Source organism: Micromonospora sp. NPDC003944, assembly GCF_053605225.1.
Map to the genome: position 1 here is coordinate 13,476 of NZ_JBSGIV010000003.1, position 22,750 is coordinate 36,225.

Annotated in this window: 21 protein-coding genes and 1 pseudogene; 17 read left to right on the plus strand and 5 right to left on the minus strand. The window is 71.1% G+C overall.

What is annotated here, in order from left to right; translation table 11 throughout:
• Positions 1-3: 3 nt before the first annotated feature.
• The 4 genes from ACWER9_RS02165 to ACWER9_RS02180 all read left to right on the plus strand — a co-directional run bounded on the left by ACWER9_RS02165 (position 4) and on the right by ACWER9_RS02180 (position 4,008).
• Positions 4-1,482 carry an NCS2 family permease gene (locus ACWER9_RS02165; protein ID WP_452300048.1) on the plus strand — a complete coding sequence of 493 codons (1,479 nt, stop codon included), beginning with the start codon at positions 4-6 and terminating at the stop codon, positions 1,480-1,482.
• 114 nt (positions 1,483-1,596) lie between these two features.
• Positions 1,597-2,046, plus strand: coding sequence for a MarR family winged helix-turn-helix transcriptional regulator (locus ACWER9_RS02170; RefSeq protein WP_452300049.1), 450 nt, complete (start codon positions 1,597-1,599; stop codon positions 2,044-2,046).
• 72 nt (positions 2,047-2,118) lie between these two features.
• Complete coding sequence (locus ACWER9_RS02175) at positions 2,119-3,402, plus strand: MFS transporter (protein ID WP_452300050.1); 1,284 nt, start codon at positions 2,119-2,121, stop codon at positions 3,400-3,402.
• Between the two features lie 96 nt (positions 3,403-3,498).
• Complete coding sequence (locus tag ACWER9_RS02180) at positions 3,499-4,008, plus strand: hypothetical protein (protein ID WP_452300051.1); 510 nt, start codon at positions 3,499-3,501, stop codon at positions 4,006-4,008.
• Positions 4,009-4,021: 13 nt separating this feature from the next.
• Here the strand turns inward: ACWER9_RS02180 and ACWER9_RS02185 are convergent, their stop codons facing one another.
• A complete protein-coding gene (locus ACWER9_RS02185; RefSeq protein ID WP_452300052.1) occupies positions 4,022-4,771 on the minus strand; it encodes a helix-turn-helix domain-containing protein in 750 nt (249 codons plus the stop codon).
• A 240-nt stretch (positions 4,772-5,011) separates the two neighbouring features.
• On the opposite strand from ACWER9_RS02185, the gene ACWER9_RS02190 reads away from it, so the two are divergent.
• Complete coding sequence (locus tag ACWER9_RS02190) at positions 5,012-5,677, plus strand: DUF4097 family beta strand repeat-containing protein (protein WP_452300053.1); 666 nt, start codon at positions 5,012-5,014, stop codon at positions 5,675-5,677.
• Positions 5,678-5,692: 15 nt separating this feature from the next.
• Positions 5,693-6,508, plus strand: a complete 816-nt coding sequence (locus tag ACWER9_RS02195; RefSeq protein WP_452300054.1) for an alpha/beta fold hydrolase — start codon at positions 5,693-5,695, stop codon at positions 6,506-6,508.
• 29 nt (positions 6,509-6,537) lie between these two features.
• On the opposite strand, the gene sepH is transcribed toward ACWER9_RS02195, so the two are convergent.
• From sepH to ACWER9_RS02210, 3 genes are all read right to left on the minus strand, one after another.
• Positions 6,538-7,617: a septation protein SepH gene (gene sepH, locus ACWER9_RS02200; RefSeq protein ID WP_196920761.1), complete on the minus strand. Its 1,080-nt coding sequence runs from the start codon at positions 7,615-7,617 to the stop codon at positions 6,538-6,540.
• A gap of 185 nt (positions 7,618-7,802) precedes the next feature.
• A complete protein-coding gene (serC, locus tag ACWER9_RS02205; protein ID WP_357355844.1) occupies positions 7,803-8,930 on the minus strand; it encodes a phosphoserine transaminase in 1,128 nt (375 codons plus the stop codon).
• A 252-nt stretch (positions 8,931-9,182) separates the two neighbouring features.
• Positions 9,183-10,289 (minus strand): citrate synthase 2, encoded by a 1,107-nt coding sequence (locus ACWER9_RS02210; protein WP_452300055.1) that lies wholly within the window; start codon positions 10,287-10,289, stop codon positions 9,183-9,185.
• Between the two features lie 279 nt (positions 10,290-10,568).
• Here ACWER9_RS02210 and pdxH point away from each other — a divergent pair, with 279 nt between their 5' ends.
• From pdxH to ACWER9_RS02245, 7 genes are all read left to right on the plus strand, one after another.
• Positions 10,569-11,198, plus strand: coding sequence for a pyridoxamine 5'-phosphate oxidase (pdxH, locus tag ACWER9_RS02215; protein WP_452300181.1), 630 nt, complete (start codon positions 10,569-10,571; stop codon positions 11,196-11,198).
• Entirely contained in the window at positions 11,195-12,493 is a 1,299-nt protein-coding gene (locus tag ACWER9_RS02220; RefSeq protein WP_452300056.1) for an MFS transporter, read from the plus strand. The genes pdxH and ACWER9_RS02220 overlap by 4 nt, the downstream gene beginning before the upstream one ends.
• A gap of 18 nt (positions 12,494-12,511) precedes the next feature.
• A complete protein-coding gene (locus tag ACWER9_RS02225; RefSeq protein WP_452300057.1) occupies positions 12,512-13,441 on the plus strand; it encodes an aldose 1-epimerase family protein in 930 nt (309 codons plus the stop codon).
• Positions 13,441-14,043 carry a nitroreductase family protein gene (locus tag ACWER9_RS02230; protein ID WP_452300058.1) on the plus strand — a complete coding sequence of 201 codons (603 nt, stop codon included), beginning with the start codon at positions 13,441-13,443 and terminating at the stop codon, positions 14,041-14,043. The genes ACWER9_RS02225 and ACWER9_RS02230 overlap by 1 nt, the downstream gene beginning before the upstream one ends.
• 189 nt (positions 14,044-14,232) lie before the next feature.
• Positions 14,233-14,538 (plus strand): type II toxin-antitoxin system VapB family antitoxin, encoded by a 306-nt coding sequence (locus ACWER9_RS02235; RefSeq protein ID WP_030329612.1) that lies wholly within the window; start codon positions 14,233-14,235, stop codon positions 14,536-14,538.
• A gap of 44 nt (positions 14,539-14,582) precedes the next feature.
• Positions 14,583-15,746 (plus strand): acyl-CoA dehydrogenase family protein, encoded by a 1,164-nt coding sequence (locus tag ACWER9_RS02240; protein ID WP_452300059.1) that lies wholly within the window; start codon positions 14,583-14,585, stop codon positions 15,744-15,746.
• Positions 15,747-15,845: 99 nt separating this feature from the next.
• A complete protein-coding gene (locus ACWER9_RS02245; RefSeq protein ID WP_452300060.1) occupies positions 15,846-16,673 on the plus strand; it encodes a DUF4230 domain-containing protein in 828 nt (275 codons plus the stop codon).
• Positions 16,674-16,797: 124 nt separating this feature from the next.
• On the opposite strand, the gene ACWER9_RS02250 is transcribed toward ACWER9_RS02245, so the two are convergent.
• The gene (locus ACWER9_RS02250) at positions 16,798-17,007 is read right to left on the minus strand and encodes a PspC domain-containing protein (protein ID WP_452300061.1); all 210 of its coding nucleotides are present in this window, start codon (positions 17,005-17,007) and stop codon (positions 16,798-16,800) included.
• A 653-nt stretch (positions 17,008-17,660) separates the two neighbouring features.
• Here ACWER9_RS02250 and ACWER9_RS02255 point away from each other — a divergent pair.
• The 4 genes and pseudogenes from ACWER9_RS02255 (at position 17,661) to ACWER9_RS02270 (ending at position 22,736) form a co-directional block, all read left to right on the plus strand.
• Positions 17,661-19,031, plus strand: a complete 1,371-nt coding sequence (locus ACWER9_RS02255) for an L-serine ammonia-lyase (RefSeq protein WP_452300062.1) — start codon at positions 17,661-17,663, stop codon at positions 19,029-19,031.
• A 72-nt stretch (positions 19,032-19,103) separates the two neighbouring features.
• The gene (locus ACWER9_RS02260; RefSeq protein ID WP_452300063.1) at positions 19,104-19,931 is read left to right on the plus strand and encodes an ABC transporter permease; all 828 of its coding nucleotides are present in this window, start codon (positions 19,104-19,106) and stop codon (positions 19,929-19,931) included.
• Between the two features lie 142 nt (positions 19,932-20,073).
• A pseudogene (locus ACWER9_RS02265) lies at positions 20,074-20,679 on the plus strand (ABC transporter ATP-binding protein); the annotation flags it as partial.
• The gene (locus ACWER9_RS02270; RefSeq protein WP_452300064.1) at positions 20,676-22,736 is read left to right on the plus strand and encodes a DUF5941 domain-containing protein; all 2,061 of its coding nucleotides are present in this window, start codon (positions 20,676-20,678) and stop codon (positions 22,734-22,736) included. The pseudogene ACWER9_RS02265 and the gene ACWER9_RS02270, both read left to right, overlap by 4 nt.
• Positions 22,737-22,750 lie beyond the last annotated feature (14 nt).

A 22,750-nucleotide genomic window follows, 5' to 3' on the forward strand; every position in this document is an offset into this window, starting at 1 on the left:
CCGATGGCAGTAGCGCCGCCCGAGAACGGCACACCTCCCAACCCCGCTCACCCGCGTAACGGTTTCGACAGGTTCTTCGAGATCTCCGCCCGCGGCTCGACGTTGAGCCGTGAGGTACGCGGTGGCCTGGCGACCTTCTTCACGATGGCGTACATCGTGGTGCTCAACCCGCTGATCCTCGGCGGTGCGGTCGACGGTGACAACAAGAGCCTCCCGATTCCCGCGCTGGCTGCCGCGACCGCGCTCGTCGCCGGTCTGATGACCATCCTGATGGGTGTGGTCGGCCGGTTCCCGCTGGCGCTCGCCGCCGGTCTGGGCGTCAACGCCCTGGTGGCCTACGAGATCGCCCCCGAGATGACCTGGGCCGACGCGATGGGCCTGGTGGTGATCGAGGGTGTGATCATCGCGGTGCTGGTGCTGACCGGCCTGCGTACGGCGGTGTTCCGCTCGGTGCCGACCCAGCTGAAGACCGCCATCGGGGTCGGCATCGGTCTGTTCCTGACCATCATCGGTCTGGTGGACGCCGGCTTCGTCAGGCGCATCCCGGACGATGCCAACACCACGGTTCCGGTCGGCCTGGGCATCGGCGGCAAGCTGGTGAGCTGGCCGCTGCTGGTCTTCGTGGTGGGCCTGCTGATCACGCTGGTGCTCGTGGTGCGTCGGGTGAAGGGCGCGATCCTGATCGGCATCCTCGCCTCGACCGTACTCGCGGTGATCGTGGAGGCGATCGGCAACATCGGTCCGTCCTTCGTCGACGGCAAGCCCAACCCGAAGGGCTGGGCGCTGAACGTGCCGGAGTTGCCGAAGACGGTCGTCGACCTGCCGGACCTGTCGTTGCTCGGCAAGTTCAACGTGCTCGACTCGTGGGGCCGGGCCGGCTGGGTCGTCGTGCTGATGTTCATCTTCACGCTGTTGATCACGGACTTCTTCGACACCATGGGCACGATGGTCGCGGTGGGCCAGGAGGGTGGCCTGCTGGACGACAAGGGCACCCCGCCGAAGGCCAAGGAGATCCTGCTCGTCGACTCGATCGCGGCGGCGGCCGGCGGTGCGGCGAGCACCTCGAGCAACACGTCGTACATCGAGAGCGCCGCAGGTGTCGCGGAGGGTGCGCGGACCGGGGTGGCCAACCTGGTCACCGGCGCGCTCTTCCTGCTCGCGATGTTCCTGGCGCCGCTGGTCGTGATCGTGCCGTTCGAGGCGGCGTCGACGGCCCTGGTGGTGGTCGGGTTCCTGATGATGACCGCGGTGCGGACGATCGACTGGTCCGACTACGAGATCGCCATTCCGGCGTTCCTCACCATCGTGCTGATGCCGTTCACCTACTCGATCTCGAACGGGATCGGCGCTGGTCTGATCACCTTCGTGGTGGTCAAGCTGGCGCGGGGCAAGGCCCGGGAGATCCACCCGTTGCTGTACGGGGTGGCCGCGCTGTTCGTGCTCTACTTCCTGCGGGGGCCGATCGAGTCCCTGGTGCTCTGAGGCGCGTGCGGGCGGGGAGTCGATCGGGATTCCCCGCCCGTACCATCTGTATCCCCCCGTGAGCCTGGTCATAACGGATGTCGTTAGCCATGCTCATTAGTTAAGCTAACTACTGTGACGGAGCGGACGGTGACGGCGGAACGCGTGCCACCGGCGCAGCTGGCTCCCCAGCTGCGTGATGCGATCACCCGACTCAACCGGCGGGTCCGACAGGCCCGGCCGGTCGGCGACCTCACGGTCACCCAGGTCTCCGCGCTCACCAGCCTTCGGTTGGCGGGCGCGATGACACCCCGTGAGCTGGCCGACGTGGAGCGGGTGCAGCCGCCGACGATGACCAAGATCGTCGGGAAGTTGGAGGAACGCGGCCTCGTGCGGCGGACACCCCACCCGACCGACGGCCGGCAGGTCATCCTCGCGGCGACCGAAGGAGCGCAGGCCGTGCTCGACCAGTTCGAGCGGGCCCGCGACGAGTGGCTGGCCCACCGGCTGGCCGCACTCGACGAGGACGAACGGGAGACCCTGCAGAGGGCCGCCGAGATTCTCCAGCAGCTCGCTCGCGCCTGAGCCGCACCCGCGCCACCGGGTCCGTGCCGTCACCTGTCGATGACGCGTACGTCCGGAGGAGGCGCACCAAGAGTGCAGGCGAAGCTGAGCACGATGTTCCAGTCCCTACAGGTCCGCAACTACCGCCTCTTCGCATCCGGGCAGCTGATCAAGTTGATCGGCGTCTGGATGATGTTCATCGCCCAGGACTGGCTCGTCCTCGAGCTCTCCGACAACTCGGCGACCGCGCTCGGCGTGGTCACCGCCTGTCAGTTCACCCCGGTGCTCCTGCTCACCCTGCTCTCCGGCCGGCTCGCCGACCGCTACGACAAGCGGGTGCTGCTCTTCGTCGCCAACTCCTTCTGGAGTCTCCTGGCGCTCGGCATGGCGGTGCTGGTCCTCACCGACCTGGTGCAGCTCTGGCACGTCTTCGCCTTCGCCGCGCTGCTCGGCACGGCCAACGCCGTGGAGACCCCGGTCCGGCAGGCGTTCGTCTCCGAACTCGTCGGAACGCCGCTGCTGCCAAACGCGCTGTCGTTGAACGCCGCCGTGTTCAACTCCGCCCGGATCGTCGGCCCGGCCGTCGCCGGCCTGGCCATCGCCGCGTTCGACGTGGGGCCGGTCTTCCTCTTCACCGCCGTCAGCTCGATCGCGCCCCTGGTCAACGTCGTCCGGATGCGTACGGCCGAACTACAGCGCGACGCCCTGCTGCCGCGCGACGAGCGGGCGTCCGCCCGGGTCGTCGACGGGCTGCGGTACGTGTGGCGCCGCCCTGACCTGCTGTTGCCGATGGCGATCATGTCGGTGATCGGCATGTCCCTGTTCAACTTCCAGCTCACCCTGGCCGCCCTGGCCAAGACGGTCTTCAACACCGGTGCGGCCTCGTTCGGCCTGTTCAGCACGGCGCTGGCGGTCGGCGCGCTCGGCGGCGCGCTGAGCGGCACCGGTCGGCGGAGCCGCCCGTCGGTGTGGCTGGTGCTCGGTGCGGCCATCGCCTGCGCCAGCTTCGGCACCCTGGTCGGCCTCGCCTCGACGTACTGGCTGGTCGTGGCGCTGCTGGTGCCGACCGGCTTCTGCATGGTCTTCTTCGCCCAGGCCGCCAACCAGCGGATCCAGTTGGGCGTCGACGCGGCCTTCCGGGGGCGCGTGATGGCCCTGTGGGTGCTGGTGTTCCTGGGCACCAACCCGGTCGGCGCACCGCTGATCGGCTGGGTCGCGGAGCACTACGGTGCCGGTGCCAGCATCTGGATGGGTGGCCTCATCTCGCTTACCGCCGCCCTGATCGGCCTCACCTGGCAGCTCCGCCACTCCGGTGCCCGGCTGCGTTTCCGGGTGCTGCCGATGCCCCGCTTCTATGTCACCTCCACGGACTGCTGAGGTTTACCACCGGGCCGGGCCGCGTCCGATCGCGCGGATCGCGCGGATGCGGCCAAATCGGTGGCGGGGTGGCACGGTGGGGCTTAGCGTCGATGCGTGGGAGTCGGACGCGCGCTGATGCTGGCCCTGGCGTTCCTCGCCGTGGCCACTCTGCCGGCGGCGTTCGCCCTGCTCTTCTGCTACGACGAGATCCTCGACCGGGTGGTCTGCGGCTGGTCCGAGTGGCGTGAGCGCCGACGGGAGAAGCGCACCATCGCCCGTCTCGACCGGGCCGTCGAGGCCGACGCGCTGACCCGCGACATCGACCTCAGCGAGCTGGACAGCGCTGACCGCCGGCCGCTGGAGCAGCTCGCCGCCGACCTGCGCCGTCTCGGCGGTCAGCGGGTCGGCGGCGTCGGTCGCTCGATGGTCTGGCACAGCGCACTGGTCCAGGCGTACGACGACCGGCTTCGCCTTGCCTGCCGCGCGCTCGGTGTCACCGAGCACCTAGCCGAGCTGAACGGGGTCGACCAGGACATCGAGCGGGTCCGGGTGGAAGGCGTGCTGCACGCCGCCGGGCTGGCCCTTCCGGCGGCCCGACCCGGGCAGTGGCAGCGGCACCGCTGAGCCCGCCCGCCGGTCAGGGCCGGTCCGGCTGCCCGATGGCAGGTTCGCCGGGTGGGGGCCCGGTGTGCAGCACGGCACGGGCCTGCTCGGCAGCGCGGATGATGCTCTCGCTGATGAAGTCGAGGAAACGGGCGATGTTCTCCAGTCGGGCGGCGGCGGGGGTCTGCGGGCCGAGGATGGCGACGCCCTCACGCGCGGTGGCGACGAGTTGGTCGTTGGCCCGGGCGCTGGCGATCGTCGCCTGGTAGAACATCTCGTTGTCGACCACGTAGCGGTCGCGGCGGCGTTCGTCGCGTTCGCGGCGGACGAGGCTCTGGCTCTCCAGGAAGGTGATCGCCTTGGAGACCGACGCCGGGCTGACCTGGAGGCGCTGGGCGAGCTGCGAAGCGGTGAGGCTGCCCGAGTCGGTGATGAACAGGTGGGTCAGGACCCGAGCCGGCATCTTGGAGACGCCCGAAGCCATGAGCACGGTGGTGAGCGCCTCCGCGTACTCCGCCATGGCTTCGGGGTCACGTCCGTGCTCCTGGGGCAGTGTGGTGGCCCCGGCTGCCGTGACGGGTCTGCGCCGCTGGGCGCGGCGTTCGGTGGCGCGGTGGGCCAGGTCGGCGCGGTAGGCGGTGGGGCCGCCGTTGCGCATCACCTCGCGCGTGATCGTCGAGGTGGGCCGGTCGAGACGCCGCGCGATCTCGGCGTAGGGGAGGCCGTCGACAAGCCCCAGCGCGATCTGCTGGCGCTCCTGCTGATTGAGCCTGCCGCCCGGCATCGCGATCTCCTCGGTGCTTCCTCGTCCCCGTTCGCTGACGGTGTCACCATAGCTTTCATCGTCTAGCTGTTGCAACGACGCCGGTTCGCCTTGTTGCATTATCTTCTGGCTCGTTGCAACAGTTTACCGGGCCTGAGCTGGGAAGAGCAGATATCAACGCAACAACGTCGTTGCCGGATGTTGGAAAGCAACGTAGCGTTTCCGGTGTCAGAAACACTGAGCCAGCCCGGGAGAGCAACGATGCAGACCTTCGATACCCCCGCCCCCATCTCGGCCGTCCTGGACATCCCCGCCGGACGGATCCAGTTCATCGCCGCCAACCGCGCCGACACCGTCGTCGATGTTCTGCCCACCGACCCCTCGAAGAGCCGCGACACCAGGGCGGTCGAGCAGACCACAGTCACCTACACCGACGGTGTCCTGCGGATCGCGGCCTCGACCCCCGACAACCGGCTCGTCGGCCCGTCCGGGTCGCTGCAGGTGACAGTTCAGCTCCCCGCCGACTCGCGTATCGAGGCCAGGGCCGCAAGCGCCGAGCTTCGCGGCGTCGGGCGTCTCGGCGACATCGCCTTCGAGGGTGCGTACCACCAGATCAAGATCGACGAGGCCGCGAGCCTCCGCCTCACCGCTGTCGACGGCGACGTCGAGGTCGGCCGGCTCAACGGCCCCGCCGAGATCAGCACCGCGAGGGGCGACATCCGGATCACCGAGGCCGCGCACGGCACGGTCGTGCTCACCACCCAGTCCGGCGACATCTCGGTCGGTGCCGCCCCCGGCGTCTCCGCCGCACTCGACGCCGGCACCGGCCACGGCCGGATCAGCAACGCCCTCACGAACGACGGCAGCGCCACCCTCCACATCCGCGCCACCACCTCCCACGGCGACATCACCGCCCGCAGCCTCTGAAAGGGACCGACCGAGATGACGAACAACAGCATGCCCTCGACCAGTTCGACGTGGGCCGGCATGGTGCCGGTCGACGACACCGCCCTGGCCGTCACCGACACCGGCGGGCCCGGCACCCCCGTGGTCTACCTCAACGGCCAGTTCGCCACCCAGGGCTACTGGCGGCGGGTCATCGCCGACCTGGGCACCGGGTTCCGGCACATCACCTACGACGAGCGGGCTCGCGGCAGGAAGTCGAAGCGCTCAGCCGACTACTCGTTCGAGGCGGCCGTCCGGGACGTCGACGCCGTGCTCGCCGCCCGCGGGGTGGACCAGGCGGTGCTTGTGGGCTGGTCCTACGGAGCGGTGGTCGGGGCACACTGGGCCAACCGCAACCCGGAGCGTGCCATCGGCGCGGTCCTCGTCGACGGCGCCTTCCCGCACGACTGGCTCGACGAGGCAATGGCGCAACGGATCCGCACGATGTTCCGACGGATGAACCTGTTCATGCCGCTGCTGCGCCCGACCGGCCTGACCCCACGGATGAACGCCGACCAGATGGCGGAGAGCAACATCGAACTCGGCGAACTCTCCCGCGAGCGCGAACTCGGCCCGGTGCTGGACGCGATCACCGTCCCGGTGCGGTACGTGGTCGCCTCCGGGACGTCGCTCGGCAGCCGTGGGGACGAGCAGGAGCAGATCCGGGCCAGCCTCGACGCGGTGATTGCCCGCAACCCGAACATCACGATCGGCGCGAAGGTCACCAGCAACCACGGCGCCATCCTCAAGAAGGACTTCACAGCCGTAGCCGAAGCCGTGCGCGAGGTCGCGGCCCCCAACCGGGCGGCGTGATCGAACACCCCGGCGCGCCGGGCGAAGCGTCAGGAAGACTCGCGGGCGGCCGGGCCGCTGCCGAAGAGCACGTCGTCCCAGCTCGGCAGCCGCTTGCGAGGCTTGCCGTTGGCGTCGGTGGACTCGCCACCGGCGGCCGCCGCGGCGCCCGTCCGGCGGGGCCGAAGCACCGCCAGCGACGGCACGGCCGGGACCTCCTTGGGTGCGTCCGAGTCGTCGTCGAAGGCCGAGCCCTGGCCACCGCCGAGCAGCGCGGCGGCACCCCCACCGACCGGCCGCTGCCGGGGTGCGTCCGACCCGGCGAGGGCAGCCGGGGTACGCGGCTCCAGCCCGCGACCCGACGAGGCGCCGAGCGGGCGGTCCAGTGAGGCGAGCAGGGCGTCCCGGCCGGCCCGGATCGGGTCCCGGCCGGGGCGCGGGTGCTCGGACGCCGCAGGCAGGCCGTGCCCGCCCCGACTCGGCTCGCCACGCGACGGACCAGGCAGGGCGTGCCCGCCCCGCTCCGGAGCCGGCTCCTGGCCGAGGATCGGCGTCGGCCGCTCGGCGCACAGATACTGCGCCATGTCGTCGTGCGGGGCGACCGACTGCCGGGTCTTGTCGAGATCCCAGATGGCCTGCGCGGTAGCCTTGCCCGACGGCCAGGTGGCGATGATCCGCCAGGTGCCGTCGTCGCGCCGGTACGCATCCCAGGAGATCTTCTCGGTGTCGATGCCGTGCTGGCTCAGCCGACCGTTGACCACCTCGGCGAGCGGGGTGGGCTTCTCCGCGCCCTTGAGGCGGGTGCGACGGGCGTGCTGGGCGAGCATCGCCCGCTCCTGCAACACCGGGCCGGCATAGCGCAGCACCCGGTCGACCGGCACCCCGGCGATCCGGGCGACATCCTCCGCGGACTCACCGGAGCGGATGCGGGCCTGAATGTCCCGAGGAGACAGCGACGGAACCGGGTCGGCAGCGGTCGGCGCCACCGCGAGCGGTGGCGCACCGGGCTCGGCGTGCAGCGCACCGGAGATCCGCTCGTCGATCGGCAGGGCGAGCAGCCGCCCGACCTCGTCGGCGAGAACCAGGGCATGGCCGTCCTCGGAGAGGGCGACGAAGCGTACTGGGCGCATAGCGTTGCCTCCGTCCCGCTTCGCTGGCCGCACGCCACGAGTCGGCCACCCAGGCGTCTCGGACCACCGTACGCGCATCTGCCTCGGGGTGGGGGAAGCGACACCCCGCATGTCGTGACTGAGCTGCGGCGATGATCACGGTCGGTGTCCGTAGAGGCGTCAACGGACACCGACCGTGACGATGGTCAGAGTCGCTCGACCACGTAGTCGATGGACGCGGTCAGCGCCTCGACATCGGCCGGCTCGACGGCCGGGAAGAGCGCCACCCGCAGCTGGTTGCGACCGAGCTTGCGGTAGGGCTCGGTGTCCACGATGCCGTTGGCGCGCAGCGCCTTGGCGATCGCCGTGGCGTCCACCCCGTCGGCGAAGTCGATGGTGGCGACCACGTTGGAGCGCAGCGCCGGGTCGGTGACGAACGGGGTGGCCACGCTGGACCGCTCGGCCCAGCCGTAGACCGCAGCGGCGCTCTCGGCGGTGCGCTTCGCCGCCCAGGACAGCCCGCCCTGCGCGTTCATCCAGTCGGTCTGCTCGGCGGCCAGGAAGATGGTGGCCAGGGCCGGGGTGTTGTAGGTCTGCTCCAGCCGCGAGTTGTCGATCGCGGTGACCAGGTCGAGGAAGGCGGGGATGTAGCGCCCGGACGCCTTGATCTCGGCGGCCCGGTCCAGGGCGGCCGGCGACATCAGGGCCAGCCACAGACCGCCGTCGGAGCCGAAGCACTTCTGCGGGGCGAAGTAGTAGACGTCGGTCTCGCCGACGTTGACCTCCAGGCCACCCGCCCCGGACGTCGCGTCGACAAGCAGCAGCGCGCCCTCGTCGGCACCGGCCACCCGGCTGATCGGGACGGCCACACCTGTCGAGGTCTCGTTCTGCGGCGTCGCGTACGCGTCCACGCCGGACTCGGCGACCAGGGCCGGCGCGCTGCCCGCGTCGGCCTTGCGGACCGTCGGCTCACCCAGGAACGGGGCGTCCTTGACCGACTTCGCGAACTTCGCGCCGAACTCGCCGAAGCTTGCGAACTGGGCCCGGTCGCGGATCAGGCCGAAGGTGGCGACCTCCCAGAACGCGGTGGTGCCGCCGTTGCCGATCACCACCTCGTAGCCCTCGGGCAGCGAGAAGAACTCGGCGATGCCGGAACGCAGCCGGGCCACCTGGTCACGGACCGTCTTCTGCCGGTGCGAGGTGCCGAGGTAGGTGGTCGCGACCTCGGCGAGAGCGGACACCGCCGCCGGGCGGACCTTGGACGGGCCGCAGCCGAAACGTCCGTCGGCGGGCTTGATCTCATCGGGAATCCGGATGATCGGTGCGTCAGCCACGGTCTTGAAGATCCTTCCGCAAGGGCGAGGGCGGGCCCGGCGACACTGCCGGCCCTCATCCTCGCACCCGGGCCGCAGACCGACGGGCGGGGTCCCGGCCGTCGGTCTGAGTCCTTCGCCACAGTTCGCCCCGACGGGCGTCGCGATGACCTCTGCTCGACGCCGAGCGGCGCGATGACCTCTGCTCGACGCCGAGCGGCGAAGGGCCCCTCTCCGACGCGCGGCGTGGGGGAGGGGCCCGTTCTTACCAGCTCAGACGCCGTGCGGGATGGCCGCCCAGCCCTCGACGTCGGACGGCTTGCGAGCCTCCGGGCCCATGTAGCGGGCGGACGGGCGGACCAGCCGCTGCAGGCGCTTCTGCTCCAGGATGTGCGCGCTCCAGCCGCCCATCCGCGCGCAGGTGAACATCGAGGTGAACATGTGCGCCGGCACCTCGGCGAAGTCGAGCACCACGGCCGACCAGAACTCGACGTTTGTGGCAAGCACCCGGTCCGGACGGCGGGACTGAAGCTCGGCGAGGGCGGCCTTCTCGAGCGCCTCGGCGATCTCGAAGCGCGGCGCGCCCAACTCCTTGGCCGTACGCCGGAGCACGCGGGCGCGCGGGTCCTCGGCGCGGTAGACGCGATGGCCGAAGCCCATCAGCCGCTCGCCGCGGTCGAGGACACCCTTGACGTAACCCTCCGCGTCGCCGCTGCGCTCCACCGCCTCCAGCATGCTCAGCACCCGGGACGGGGCACCGCCGTGCAGCGGGCCGGAGAGGGCCCCGATGCCCGACGAGATGCAGGCAGCCGCGTCCGCCCCGGTGGAGGCGACGATGCGCGCGGTGAAGGTGGACGCGTTCAGGCCGTGCTCGGCGGCCGAGATGAAGTACGCGTCGACGGCCTTGACGTGCCGGGGGTCGGGCTCGCCACGCCAGCGCTTCATGAACCGCTCGACGATCGTCTGCGCCTTGTCGATCTCCTTCTGCGGCACCGCCGGCAGGCCGAGGCCGCGGGCGGACTGGGCCACGAACGAGAGCGCGGTCACCGAGACCCGGGCGAGGTCCTCACGGGCCTGCTCGTCGGAGATGTCGAGCAGTTGGTTGAGACCCCAGTACGGGGCCAGCATGGCGACCGCGGACTGCACGTCGACGCGGATGTCACCGGAGTGCACCGGCACCGGGAACGGCTCCGCCGGCGGCAGGCCCGGCCCGAAACGGCCGTCGACGAGCAGGGCCCACACGTTGCCGAACGACACCTGGCCGATCAGATCCTCGATGTCGACTCCGCGATAGCGCAGCGCGCCGCCCTCACGGTCAGGTTCGGCGATCTCGGTCTCGAAGGCGACGACGCCCTCCAGCCCGGGTTTGAAATCGGCCATGTCGCTCTCCTGGATCTGGTCGGTGCGCCCGAACAGCTCATCCGGCCCGATCGGCCGAGCGCCTTAGGCGACCCTCAGGGATGTGTTCGCAACATACTGCCTGCTGAGTAAGGGATACGCGACCCGCTGCGACTGTGCTGCACGCGACATCCCCGGACGCGCATTCTCCGCCCCACTCGGTGAGACTGGGCAGGGCGGGCTGGCCAGCGCGGGAGGGTGCCGGCGAGGTCCGCGAGAAGGAGTGGCGACGTGACGGGTGACACACCCGCCCCGGCCGCGATGCGTAACGAGTACGCCGCGGACCTGGGCCTGACCGAGGCTGACCTGGCCACCGACTGGCACACCCAGTTCGACGGGTGGTTCGCCGACGCGGTGGCCTTCGGGCTACCCGAACCGAACGCCATGGTGGTGGGCACCGCCGACCCGGCCGGTCGGCCGAGCGGGCGGACGGTGCTGCTGAAGGGGTACGACGCGGAGGGCTTCGTCTTCTTCACCAACCACCTGTCGCGCAAGGGCGTCGAGGCGAGCGCGAACCCGTACGCCAGTCTGGTCTTTCCGTGGTTTCCCATGCAGCGGCAGGTGGTCGTCGCCGGTCGGGTCACGCCTGTCGACCGCGCGACGAGCGAGGCGTACTTCGCCAGCCGGCCGCGCGGCTCCCAACTGGGTGCCTGGGCCAGCCCGCAGTCCCAGGTCGTGTCGGGCCGGGAGGTGCTGGAGCAGCGATACCAGGAGTCGGTCGAGCGGTTCGCCGACCAGGCCGAGATCCCGACGCCGCCGCACTGGGGTGGGCTGCGGGTCCAGCCCGAGTCGGTGGAGTTCTGGCAGGGTCGGGCCGGACGGTTGCACGACCGGCTCCGCTTCCGTCGCCTCGACGAGGGCGGCTGGACCGTCGAGCGGTTGGCGCCGTGACGGGTGTGCAGGAGTCCCGGCCGCGCACCGCGCGCCGCTGGGCGATCGACGTACGCCCGCTGCGGGTTCCGGCGTACCGGCGGCTCTGGCTCGGCAACACCGTGGCGATGTTCGGCTTCCAGTTCACCGCCGTCGCGGTGCCCGTGGAGATGTACGCCCTGACCCGGGACTCGTTCTGGGTGGGCCTGCTCGGGGTGGCCGCCTTCGTACCGTTGCTGGTCTTCGGGCTCTGGGGCGGCGCGGTCGCCGACGCCCGTGACCGGCGTGCGGTGCTGCTCGGTGGCTCATTGTTGCTCTGGGCATCCACTCTCGGGCTGCTGCTCCAGGCGGTGCTTGACGTGCGCAGCCCGGTGCTGCTGCTGGCGTTGATGGCGGTGCAGTCGGTGGCCTTCGCGATCAGCTCGCCGGCCCGCAGCGCCATGCTGCCCCGGCTGGTGCCGGAGGACCTGGTGGCGTCCGCCACCACCCTGAACTACACGACCTTCACGGCCGCCTCGGTCGCCGGCCCGCTCGCCGCCGGTCTGATCCTCTCCGCCTCGCCGGACACCTCAGTGGTGCTGCCGATCGCGTACGGGCTGGACGCCGTCCTCTTCACCGCGATGCTCTGGGCCGCGCTGCGGCTGCCCAAGCTCCCGCCCGAGCCAACCGCCGACGGCCAGGCCCGGCGTGCCGGCCTGGCCAGCGTCGTCGACGGGTTCCGCTACCTGGCCACCACCCCCGTACTGCTGCTGTCCTTCGGGGTGGACCTGATCGCGATGATCCTGGCGATGCCCCGGGCCCTCTTCCCGGAGATCGCCCAGGAGCGGTTCGGTGGCGGTGGCTCGGTCGGTCTGCTCTACAGCGCCATCGCGATCGGCTCGATGATCGGTGGGCTGACCTCCGGCTGGATCGGCCGGCTCCGCCGGCAGGGGCTCGGCCTGGTGCTCGCGGTGGTCGGTTGGGGTCTGGCGATCGCCGCGGCGGGTCTGGCCCACCAACTCTGGCTGATGGTCGCGCTGCTCGCCGTGGCCGGCGCCGCCGACCTGATCAGCGCGGTGCTGCGCCAGTCGATGCTGCTGGTCTACGCACCGGACCGGATGCGCGGCCGGCTCCAGGGCGTCAACACGGTGGTGGTGGCGGGTGGCCCACGACTGGGTGACCTGCGCGCCGGCACCATGGCCGCCGGCTTCGGAGGTGGCGTGGCCTGGGTGGCCGGTGGGCTCGCCTCCGCGGTGCTCGTGGTGGCGCTCGCGGTCGCGTTCCCGGCGCTGCTGCGCTACCGGGCGGCCACGGCGTCGAGCGGGGAACGGACGTGACAAGTTAGGGTCGCCGGCATGGAAAGCCCCGAGCCGCGCCCCTTCTCCGGCGCCCAGTGGACCATCTCCGCAGCCGGTCACGAGGCCGTCATCGTGGAGGTGGGCGGTGGGCTCCGGACGTACCGGCACGACGGTGTCGACCTCGTCGACGGTTACCAGACCGACGAGGTCTGCCCCGGTTGCACAGGGCAGGTGCTGGCACCCTGGCCGAACCGGATCCGCGATGGTCGCTACTCGTTCGGCGAGCGGACGCACCAGCTCGCACTGACCGAGCCGGAGCGGCACGTGGCCATCCACGGGCTGGTCAACTGGGTGCCGTGGCAGTTGTTGGAACAGTCGGCGGACGCCGTGACGGTCGGCTACGACCTGCCGCCGCAGCCGGGCTACCCGTGGCCGCTGCGGCTGCGGAGCCGGTGGAGCGTCGACGCGGACGGGCTGCGCGCCGAGCACGAGGTGACGAACATCGGCGTGGAGTTGGCTCCGTTCGGCTTCTCCGTGCACCCGTACCTGCAACTGGCGGGCGTCGCGGTGGACGACTTGCTGCTGCGGCTGCCGGCCCGGAGCCGGGTGCTCGTCGACGGACGGCTGCTGCCGGTGGGCGCGACACCGGTGGCCGGTACCGAGTTCGACTGGACCAGCCCCCGTCGGATCGGTGCGGCAGTACTCGACTCCTGCTTCGGCGACGTGATCTCCGACGCCGACGGTGGCTCGTCGGTGAGCCTCGCCGCGCCGGACGGTTCGACCGGGGTGAGCATCTGGGCGGACGCCGAGTTCGGCTGGTGGCAGGTGTTCACCGGGGACACCCTCACCGGTGAGCGGCACCGCCGCTCGGTGGCGATCGAGCCGATGACCTGCCCACCGGACGCGTTCCGGTCCGGCAAGGATCTGCTCACGCTCAAGCCCGGCACGACCTGGCGCGGTGCCTGGGGCATCCGCCCCGGAGTCTGATGGAGTTCGCCGACGTCGTCCGCCGTCGGCGGATGGTGCGCAACTACGACCCGGACCGCCCGGTCCCGCCCGACGTGGTGGACCGGCTGCTGGACCACGCGGTCCGCGCGCCATCGGCAGGCTTCGCCCAGGGCTGGGGTTTCCTGGTGTTGGAGGAGCCTGCCGATCGGGAACGGTTCTGGGCCGCCACCACCCCCGACGGGGGTGGGCGGGAACGCTGGCTCGCGGGCATGCGTCGGGCACCCCTGATCGTGGTGCCGCACGCCAATGAGTCGGCCTACCTGCAGCGGTACGCGGAGCCGGACAAGGGCTGGACGGATCGGTCCACGGACCGGTGGCCGGTGCCGTACTGGCACGTGGACACCGGCTTCGCCGCGTTGCTGATGCTGCTCACCGCAGTGGACGAGGGGCTGGGGGCGTGCTTCTTCGGCATCCCGCCGCAGCGGCTCGCCGCCTACCGGGACGCGTTCGGCGTGCCGCCGGAGTACCAACCCATCGGTGCCGTCACAATCGGTTACCGAGCGGCCGACCATCGGTCACCATCATTGCGCCGCGGGCGTCGTCCGATGGACGAGGTCGTGCGGCGCGGCCGGTGGAACTGAGGCCGACGTCCCGTTCGTCCGGTTGAGGATCGGACGAGCGATAGCGAAACTGACATCAGGGAGCAGAACGCAGCGTGCGCTGGGCGGCTAGGCTGGCACGGTCATCGGGGTGCCGCGCCGCGCGGTGCCCGCCGCGGCCCGGCTCGGCGCCGTAGGTCGGCCCGGCCACGGGGAGGGGAGCGTGCCGTCGTGATCTTCAGAGCGGTCCGGGACGGGCGTCCCTATCCGGAGCACAATCTGACGCTCAAGCAGTGGGCGGAGATCCCGCCGCGACCACTGCGCCTGGATCAGATGATCACCACCAAGCGCGAGTTGGCGCTGGACAAGCTCCTCGCCGAGGACTCCACCTTCTACGGTGACCTCTTCCCGCACGTCGTGCAGTGGAACGGCGGGCTCTACCTGGAGGACGGGCTGCACCGGGCACTGCGCGCCGCCCTCCAGCAGCGCAACCAGATCCACGCCCGGGTGCTGGTGCTCTCCGAGCCCATCGAGTGACGAGCACTTCATCGACCCGCTGAACCTTCGTTAGGGTGGCGTCCATGACCGCTCCGCTGGACCTGCTCGACCTGGACCCGTCGCTCAGCGAGGAGGAGCGGCAGATCCGCGACGTCGTGCGCCAGCTCGTCGACGACCGGGTGCGTCCGCACGTCGCCGACTGGTACGAGGACGGCCGGGTGCCCGCGCGCGAGCTGGCCCGTGAGTTCGGCAAGCTCGGCCTGCTCGGCATGCACCTCACCGGCTATGGCTGCGCCGGTGCCTCGGCGGTCGCCTACGGGCTAGCCTGCCAGGAGCTGGAAGCCGGCGACTCCGGCCTGCGCTCCCTGGTCTCCGTGCAGGGGTCGCTCGCCATGTACGCCATCTGGCGCTACGGCAGCGAGGAGCAGAAGCAACGCTGGTTGCCGTCGATGGCCACCGGTGAGGCGATCGGCTGCTTCGGGCTGACCGAGCCGGACCACGGCTCCGACCCCGCCTCGATGACCACCCGGGCCCGCCGCGACGGCGACGACTGGGTGCTCACCGGCGGAAAGATGTGGATCACCAACGCGCCGATCGCGGACGTCGCGGTGATCTGGGCCCGCACCGACGAGGGGGTACGGGGTTTCGCCGTACCGATGGACACGCCCGGCGTCACGGCCCGGGAGATCCGCCGCAAGATGTCGCTGCGCGCGTCGGTGACCGGCGAGATCGTGCTCGACGACGTCCGACTCCCGGCCGACGCCCAACTGCCCGAGGCGGTCGGGCTCAAGGCGCCGCTGAGCTGCCTCACCGAGGCCCGGTACGGCATCGTCTGGGGCGCGGTGGGCGCGGCCCGCGACTGCCTGGAAACCACACTTGCGTACGCGACCAGCCGCACCCAGTTCGGTCGCCCCCTCGCCGGCTTCCAGCTCACCCAGGCGAAGCTCGCCGACATGGCCGTCGAGTTGGTGAAGGGGCAACTGCTCGCGCTGCACCTGGGCCGGCTCGCCGACGCCCACCGACTGCGGCCCGAGCAGGTGAGCGTGGGCAAACTGAACAACGTGCGGGAGGCCCTGGCCATCGCCCGGCAGTGCCGCACCATCCTCGGCGCCAACGGCGTCTCCGGTGAGTACCCGGTGATGCGGCACGCCAACAACCTGGAGAGCGTGCTGACCTACGAGGGCACCTCCGAAATCCACCAACTGGTCGTCGGGCAGCGGCTGACCGGGCTCTCCGCATTCGCCTGACCTGCCCTTTTGTCGCTTCCTGGCGCTCGCCGCGCGACTGTCGTATCGGGGCCGTACCGTCATTGACAGACGACGTGTCTGACGAGGACGGTGAGCGTGATGGCCCGCGACGCTGGCAACAACGAGCCCACGAGGGAGTTCCCCGGTTACGCGACCGGTGACGATCTCAAGGCGCGGTCGGCCGCGACACCCGAGTGGACGACCGATACGCCGGAGGGCCCCGGCGGGCCGGCCGGTCCCGGTGGCCCGACGAGCGGTGACGGTGGCCCGGTCGGTGGGGGCGGGGGTGGTGCGGCCCGAGGTCTGCTCCTACTGCTCGGCGCCGCCGCGCTTGCCGTGGTCGTGCTGCTCGGCATCCAGGCGACCGGCATCCTGCCGGAGTTCCGCAACCCGTTCGCCAAGGAGCAGACCGACCGCAGCCAGCCACCGCTGCTGAAGTCGATCCAGGACCTCAGCCGCTACGTCGCCGCCGAAGGCAACTTCCAGGTCGTCGTCGACACGCAGAACGACAGGCGCAACGTTCCAGACTTCCTGCTCAACGAGCGCACCCTCTTCGTCGGGGCCGGCAGCGTCGAGGCGTACGTCGACTTCGCCAAGATCGGCGAAGGTGCCGTCGTCCAGTCCGCCGACGGCAAGTCCGTCGAGATCAAGCTGCCCGCGCCGCAGCTCGGCGAAACCAACCTCGACATGGAGAAGAGCTACGTCTTCGCCGAGCAGCGCGGTCTGCTCAACCGACTCGGTGACCTGGTCGGCAACGATCCCAACCGGCAGCAGCAGGTCTACCAGCTCGCCGAGGACCGGATCACCGCCGCCGCCCGGGACAGCGGGCTCTCCGCCCGCGCCGAGGAGAACACCCGCAAGATGCTCGAAGGGCTGCTCCGCTCCCTCGGCTACCAGCAGATCACTGTCACCTACATCGCCGCCTGACCCCCGCCGTACGCCGAAGCGCCCGCCCCGACTCTCGTCGGAGCGGGCGCTCCCGTCTCGGCCGCCCGCCCTAGCCCAAGATCCGTTGCCCCGCCGGGGGTGCGGCGTGACCGTGGCGGGTGGGTCAGTGTTGGGTGGAGGCGAGGTAGCGGTCCTCGTTCGGCATCAGCACCCACAGGATCAGGTAGACGATCACCTGCGTGCCGGGCAGCAGCAGCGACAGCAGGAACAGCAGCCGCACCATTCCGGCCGACATGCCGAACCGCCGACCGAGACCGGCGCAGACACCGGCGATCATGCGCCCCTCGCGGGGCCGAACCAGTTTGCGACTCATCGTCGTACTCCCACTCTGCGGCGGTGCGCCGCGTCTGCGATCCACGGTAGAAAAGGATGGCCACCTCGCCCTCGGTCCCGAGGAGGAGCGGCAACCCGTGGACCCGTAGGTGCTTTACCCGGGCAGCCCCTTGCTGACGCCTCCCCCGAGCCTGCCCGTCGCCGGCCGCGGGCTGCCCGCTGCCCGTCGCAGTCCGTTCGGCGCGCGCCGAGCGCTCGTCCGCACCGGCCTCCCTGACCTGCCCGCCTGTCGCCGCGCCACGTGCCGGCGCCGAGTCTGCGAGGTGTCCTTTGGAGCTGATGTCGCAAACGATTCAGCGTCTCGCCCGCAAGATCGTGCTCGATCCTGGTTGTAGTGGCATCGAGCGCGCGTCGACACCACTGGATCCTGGATGGGGCACGATCTTGCGGGCGCGCGGGCGCGCGGGCGCGCGGGGCGAGCGGGGCGAGCGGGCGGGGCGGGAGATGGCGGTCGGGTGTTCACGTCCCGGACCGGGTGGGCGGTGAGCTGGGCGGGTAGGCTGGCTGATCGGTCTTCCACACCCCGGAGGGCCGGCACCCCATACCCCGGACGGTCACCAGCGGGGCCGCCAGACCGGTGGTCACGACCCGGCCGGGTCCCGTACGCCGGGACGACGGCGAGGAAGCGCGGCCATGATCAGTGTTTTCGACCTCTTCAGCGTTGGTATCGGGCCGTCCAGCTCGCACACGGTGGGGCCGATGCGGGCCGCGCGGACGTTCGTCGGCGGTCTGAAGGCCGACGGGTTGCTCACGGAGACGGCGCGGGTGCAGGCCGAGTTGTTCGGTTCGTTGGGTGCCACCGGGCATGGCCACGGCAGCGGTCCGGCGGTGCTGCTGGGGTTGGCCGGTGAGTCGCCGGAGACCGTCGACACGGACATGGTCGGTCCTCGGGTCGAGCGGATCCGGGCCGAGCGGCGGATCAACATCCTGGACGCGCACGAGATCGACTTCGACCCGGATCGGGACCTGACGCTGCACCGCCGCCGGTCGTTGCCGTACCACCCGAACGGGATGACCTTCGTGGCGTACGACGACGCCGGTGCCGAGCTGCGCAGCCGCACCTACTACTCGGTCGGTGGCGGTTTCGTGGTGGACGAGGCGGCGGCCGGGGCGGACCGGATCAAGCCGGACAGCACCGTGGTGCGGTACCCCTTCCTGACCGGGGCGCAGCTGCTCGACGTCACGACCCGCACCAGGCTGTCGATCAGCGAGGTGATGCTCGCCAACGAGCGTTCGTGGCGCAGTGAGGCGGACATCCGGGCCGGTCTGCTGGAGATCTGGCGGGTGATGCAGGAGTGCGTGCGCAACGGCTGCGAGCGGGACGGCGTACTTCCTGGAGGGTTGAAGGTCCGGCGGCGCGCGGCGGAGCTGCGGCGTGGTCTGGAGGCGGAGGCCGGGTCGGCCGACCCGTTGCACGCGATGGACTGGGTGACGTTGTTCGCGCTCGCCGTCAACGAGGAGAACGCCGCGGGCGGCCGGGTGGTCACCGCCCCGACCAACGGCGCGGCCGGGATCATTCCGGCGGTGCTGCACTACTACACCCGGTTCGTGCCGGGCGCCGACGACGAGGGCGTGCTGCGGTTCCTGCTGACGGCGGGCGCGATCGGCGTGCTGTTCAAGGAGAACGCCTCGATCTCGGGCGCCGAGGTGGGCTGCCAGGGTGAGGTCGGTTCGGCGTGTTCGATGGCGGCGGCGGGGCTGGCCGAGGCGCTCGGCGGCACCCCGGAGCAAGTGGAGAACGCGGCCGAGATCGGGATGGAGCACAACCTCGGGTTGACCTGCGACCCGGTGGGTGGCCTGGTGCAGATCCCCTGCATCGAGCGGAACGCGGTGGCTAGCATCAAGGCGATCACGGCTGCCCGGCTGGCGCTGCGCGGCGACGGTGTGCACAAGGTGTCGCTGGACAAGGTCATCAAGACCATGCGGGAGACGGGCGCCGACATGAAGGTCAAGTACAAGGAGACGGCGCGTGGCGGTCTGGCCGTCAACGTGATCGAGTGCTGAGTCCGGTCGATTCGGGGCAATCGTTCACCGACTGCTAACCTGTCGTCCGTTTCAGGAGGCGGGAGGCTCGCGGTGACCTCTGGCGTCGCGGCGTTGTGGTCGCACCGCAACTCGCTGCGCATCCTGGTCCGGCGGGACCTGGCGGTGAAGTACCAGCAGTCGGTGCTCGGCTACTTCTGGTCGTTGATCGAGCCGCTCGGCATGGGGGCCATCTACTGGTTCGTCTTCGGGGTGCTCTACTCCCGGGACACCGGCCGGCACCTCGGTGAGGCGGCCGGGTCGTACCCGTTGTTCCTGATCACCGGCATCTTCGCCTGGATGTGGACCAGCTCGGCGCTGAGCGAGGCGACGAACGCGCTGACCGGCCAGTCCCGGCTGATCACCACGATGAACGTGCCGCGCCAGGTCTTCCCGATCGGCCGGGTCACCGGCCGCTTCGCCGAGTACGCGGCAGGCCTGCCGATCCTGATCGCCATCGCGGTGATCTACGCGGCGCACGGTCGGATCCACCCCGGCTGGTCGCTGCTCTCCCTGCCGCTCGCGGTCGCCGTCCAGGCCGTCCTGTTGACCGGCCTCGCCCTGCTGCTGTCCGCGTGGAACGTGCTCATGCGCGACGTGGAACGGTTGATGCGGCTGATCATCCGGGTGCTCTTCTACGCCACGCCGATCATCTACCCGCTGAGCCTGGTGCGGGAGTCCGGGCTGCCCGGCTGGTTGAAGGTGGTCTACGAGCTGAACCCGCTGGTCGGCATCTTCCAGCTGCACCACGCGATCTGGTACCCCGACGAGTTCCCGGACGCGCGGCTGCTCGTCACCACGATCGTGGGCAGTCTGCTGGTGCTCGCCGCCGGCTGGTGGTCGTTCCGCCGGTTGGAGCCCGCCGTGCTCAAGGAGCTCTGAGGTGGCCGCGCCGATCATCGAGGCGGAGGGTCTGGGCATCCGCTTCGTCCGTAACCGTCGCCGCCAGCTGCGGCTGCGCGAGCTGTTCATCCACCGGGGCGCCCGTGGCGCGCTGCCCGGCCAGTTCTGGCCGCTGCGGGACGTGTCGTTCAGCGTCGAGCCGGGCGAGACCGTCGGGGTAATCGGCCGTAACGGCACCGGCAAGAGCACCCTGCTGCGGCTGATCGCCGGGGTGCTCATCCCGGACGAGGGCGGCATCCGGGTGCACGGCGCGGTGGCCCCGCTGCTGGAGTTGTCCGCCGGTTTCTCGAACGACCTGACCGGCCGGGAGAACCTGCACCTGGTCGGTGGGCTGCACGGGCTGTCGACGAGCTACCTGAAGCGGCACTTCGACGAGATCGTCGAGTTCGCCGGCGAGCAGGTGGAACGGGCCATCGACACGTCGGTGCGGCACTACTCGTCCGGGATGAAGGTGCGGCTGGGCTTCGCCATCATCTCGCACCTGCCGCACCCGATCCTGCTGATGGACGAGGTGACAGCGGTCGGGGACGCGGAGTTCCGCAAGAAGTGTTACGCGACGATTGATCGTCTGCTCGGGGAGGGGCGCACGCTGGTGCTGGTGTCACACAACGAAAAGGACCTGACCCGGTTCTGCCGTCGGGGGTTGTACCTCGACGCGGGCCGGTTGACGCTCGACGGCACCATCGCCGAGGCGCTCGACGCGTACCACGCGGCGGTCCCGCGGTGACGCTCGCGATCGTGCTCGCCGCCGGGACGCCCGCGGCGGGCCTGACCACGTCGACAGGTGAGCCGCTGGCCGACCGCCTGGCCGCCCAGTTGCGGCTGGCCGGGGCGGACGAGGTGCGGCACGCCGCCAACCTCGACGAGCTGACCGAGCTGGTCGCCACCGCGACCACTCCCGTGCTGGTCACCGGCACGGATCTGGTCGCGCACACCGCCGTACTGCGGCACCTGGCCACCAGCCCGGTGGGGCCCACGGTGGCGTTGGTGCTCGGCGACCCGCCGGTGCCCGGCCGGACCGCGGTGCGGGAGGAGCGCGGCCAGGTCGTCGACGCCGGCCCGCTGGACGCCCTCGACGGGTCCGCCACCGGCGTGTTCGGCGGCGCGCTGCGGGTCGGCGTGGACGACCTGCCGACCCTGGCCGCCGCCGCCCGGGCCGCCGCGTCCGGGATGCTGCCCGTCGCCGCCCCGATCGGCCCGGCCGGCGACGTGGCACCGCTGCCGGCCGCCGGTGGGGCCGGGTCCGGGGGGTCCGTCGCCGCAGGCGGCCCCGGGTCCGCCGTGGACCGGCTCTTCGCGGGCCTCGCGGCGCTCGGCACCCTGGTCTTCGCCCAGCGGGTACGCCTGCTCGTCGCCCGCCGGATCGAGGACCAGGCCGGGCTGACCGCTGCCGAGGCGGCGGTGAGCGCCGTCGACGAGGACCGGGCGGAACTGCGGCTGTCGGTGAAGGAGAGGGACGACTTCTTCTCCACCTACTTCGTCAGCACCTGGTCGCCGTACGTGGTCCGGCTCTCGGCCCGGCTCCGGCTCACCCCCACCGGGGTGACGGTGATCTCGGTGCTCTTCGCGCTCGGCGCGGCGGTGCTGTTCGGGGTCGGTGGGCGACCCGCGCTCGTCGCTGGCGCGGTGCTGCTCTACCTCGGCTTCGTGCTCGACTGCGTGGACGGCCAGTTGGCCCGCTACACCCGGCACTTCAGCGCCTGGGGTGGCTGGCTGGACACGATGGCGGACCGGGCCAAGGAGTACCTGGTCTACGCCGGGTTGGGCTTCGGGGTGAGCCACGCCGGGTTGGGCAACGGGTGGGCGCTCGCGATCGCCGCGATGACGTTGCAGACCGTCCGGCACATGACCGACACCTGGTACGGGGTGCTGCACGACGAGGCGGCCCGCCGGCCGCGTACGGCGACGAACGCCAGCGGTGGGATCGGTGACCGGCTCAACGCGGCGTCGACCCGGGTGCAGGCGGACACCGGGTCGGTGTCGTACTGGCTGAAGCGGACGGTGGTCTTCCCGATCGGGGAGCGGTGGGCGCTCATCGCGCTGACCGTGGCGCTGTTCAACCCGCTGGTCAGCCTGATCGCCGTACTGGTCTGGGGGGTGCTGGCGTTCGCGTACACCGGGGCGCTGCGGACACTGCGGGCCCGCTGGATGTGGGTGCCGGTGCTGGACACGGTCGACGCCACCCTGCACCGCGACGACGGGCCGTTGGCCCGCTGGTTGCCGGTGGTCCGCCCGATGGGGCCGCTCACCCTGGCGGTCATCGCCGCGCTCGGTCCGGCGGTGCTGCTGGTCGGGGCGTTGCTGAGCGACGCGCCCGAGGGGCTGCGCTGGGCGGTGCCGGTGGCGCTGCTGGTGCTGCTTGTCGGCGGGCTGGGCGCCGGGGCGGCGCACAACGGCCCACTGGACTGGCTGGTGCCGGCCGCGTTGCGGGCCGCCGAGTACCTCTTCGCCATCGCGGTGGGGGTGGTCGGTGCGGCGCCCGGCTGGCTGATCTTCGGGTACGTCTTCGTGCTCACCGTGCACCACTACGACCTGACCGCCCGGCTGGAGAAGCGGCAGGCGGCACCGCCTCTGCACGCGGCGACGCTGGGTTGGGAGGGGCGCTCAGTGCTGTTGGCCCTCGCCGCGATCGCCGGTATTGCGGGTATCGGACTGGCTACACTCGGTGCGTACCTTCTCGTGTTTTTCGTGGTGAGCGTCGTCCTGGCCTGGTTCGTGCGACCGGCCCGTAACGCGCGGGCGTCGGTGGCGCCGGCGGGCGCTGGAGGTGCCGCGCCGCGCTGACGGAGGGACGGCCG

Excerpts from the sequence above, each read along its gene's own strand:
- ACWER9_RS02195 (WP_452300054.1), top strand. The coding sequence starts at position 5,693 with ATGACGAACAACAGCATGCCCTCGACCAGTTCGACGTGGGCCGGCATG.
- ACWER9_RS02185 (WP_452300052.1), bottom strand. The coding sequence starts at position 4,771 with ATGCCGGGCGGCAGGCTCAATCAGCAGGAGCGCCAGCAGATCGCGCTG.
- ACWER9_RS02230 (WP_452300058.1), top strand. The coding sequence starts at position 13,441 with ATGGAGTTCGCCGACGTCGTCCGCCGTCGGCGGATGGTGCGCAACTAC.
- ACWER9_RS02190 (WP_452300053.1), top strand. The coding sequence starts at position 5,012 with ATGCAGACCTTCGATACCCCCGCCCCCATCTCGGCCGTCCTGGACATC.
- ACWER9_RS02165 (WP_452300048.1), top strand. The coding sequence starts at position 4 with ATGGCAGTAGCGCCGCCCGAGAACGGCACACCTCCCAACCCCGCTCAC.
- ACWER9_RS02245 (WP_452300060.1), top strand. The coding sequence starts at position 15,846 with ATGGCCCGCGACGCTGGCAACAACGAGCCCACGAGGGAGTTCCCCGGT.
- ACWER9_RS02225 (WP_452300057.1), top strand. The coding sequence starts at position 12,512 with ATGGAAAGCCCCGAGCCGCGCCCCTTCTCCGGCGCCCAGTGGACCATC.
- ACWER9_RS02250 (WP_452300061.1), bottom strand. The coding sequence starts at position 17,007 with ATGAGTCGCAAACTGGTTCGGCCCCGCGAGGGGCGCATGATCGCCGGT.
- ACWER9_RS02255 (WP_452300062.1), top strand. The coding sequence starts at position 17,661 with ATGATCAGTGTTTTCGACCTCTTCAGCGTTGGTATCGGGCCGTCCAGC.
- sepH (WP_196920761.1), bottom strand. The coding sequence starts at position 7,617 with ATGCGCCCAGTACGCTTCGTCGCCCTCTCCGAGGACGGCCATGCCCTG.
- ACWER9_RS02210 (WP_452300055.1), bottom strand. The coding sequence starts at position 10,289 with ATGGCCGATTTCAAACCCGGGCTGGAGGGCGTCGTCGCCTTCGAGACC.
- ACWER9_RS02240 (WP_452300059.1), top strand. The coding sequence starts at position 14,583 with ATGACCGCTCCGCTGGACCTGCTCGACCTGGACCCGTCGCTCAGCGAG.
- pdxH (WP_452300181.1), top strand. The coding sequence starts at position 10,569 with ATGCGTAACGAGTACGCCGCGGACCTGGGCCTGACCGAGGCTGACCTG.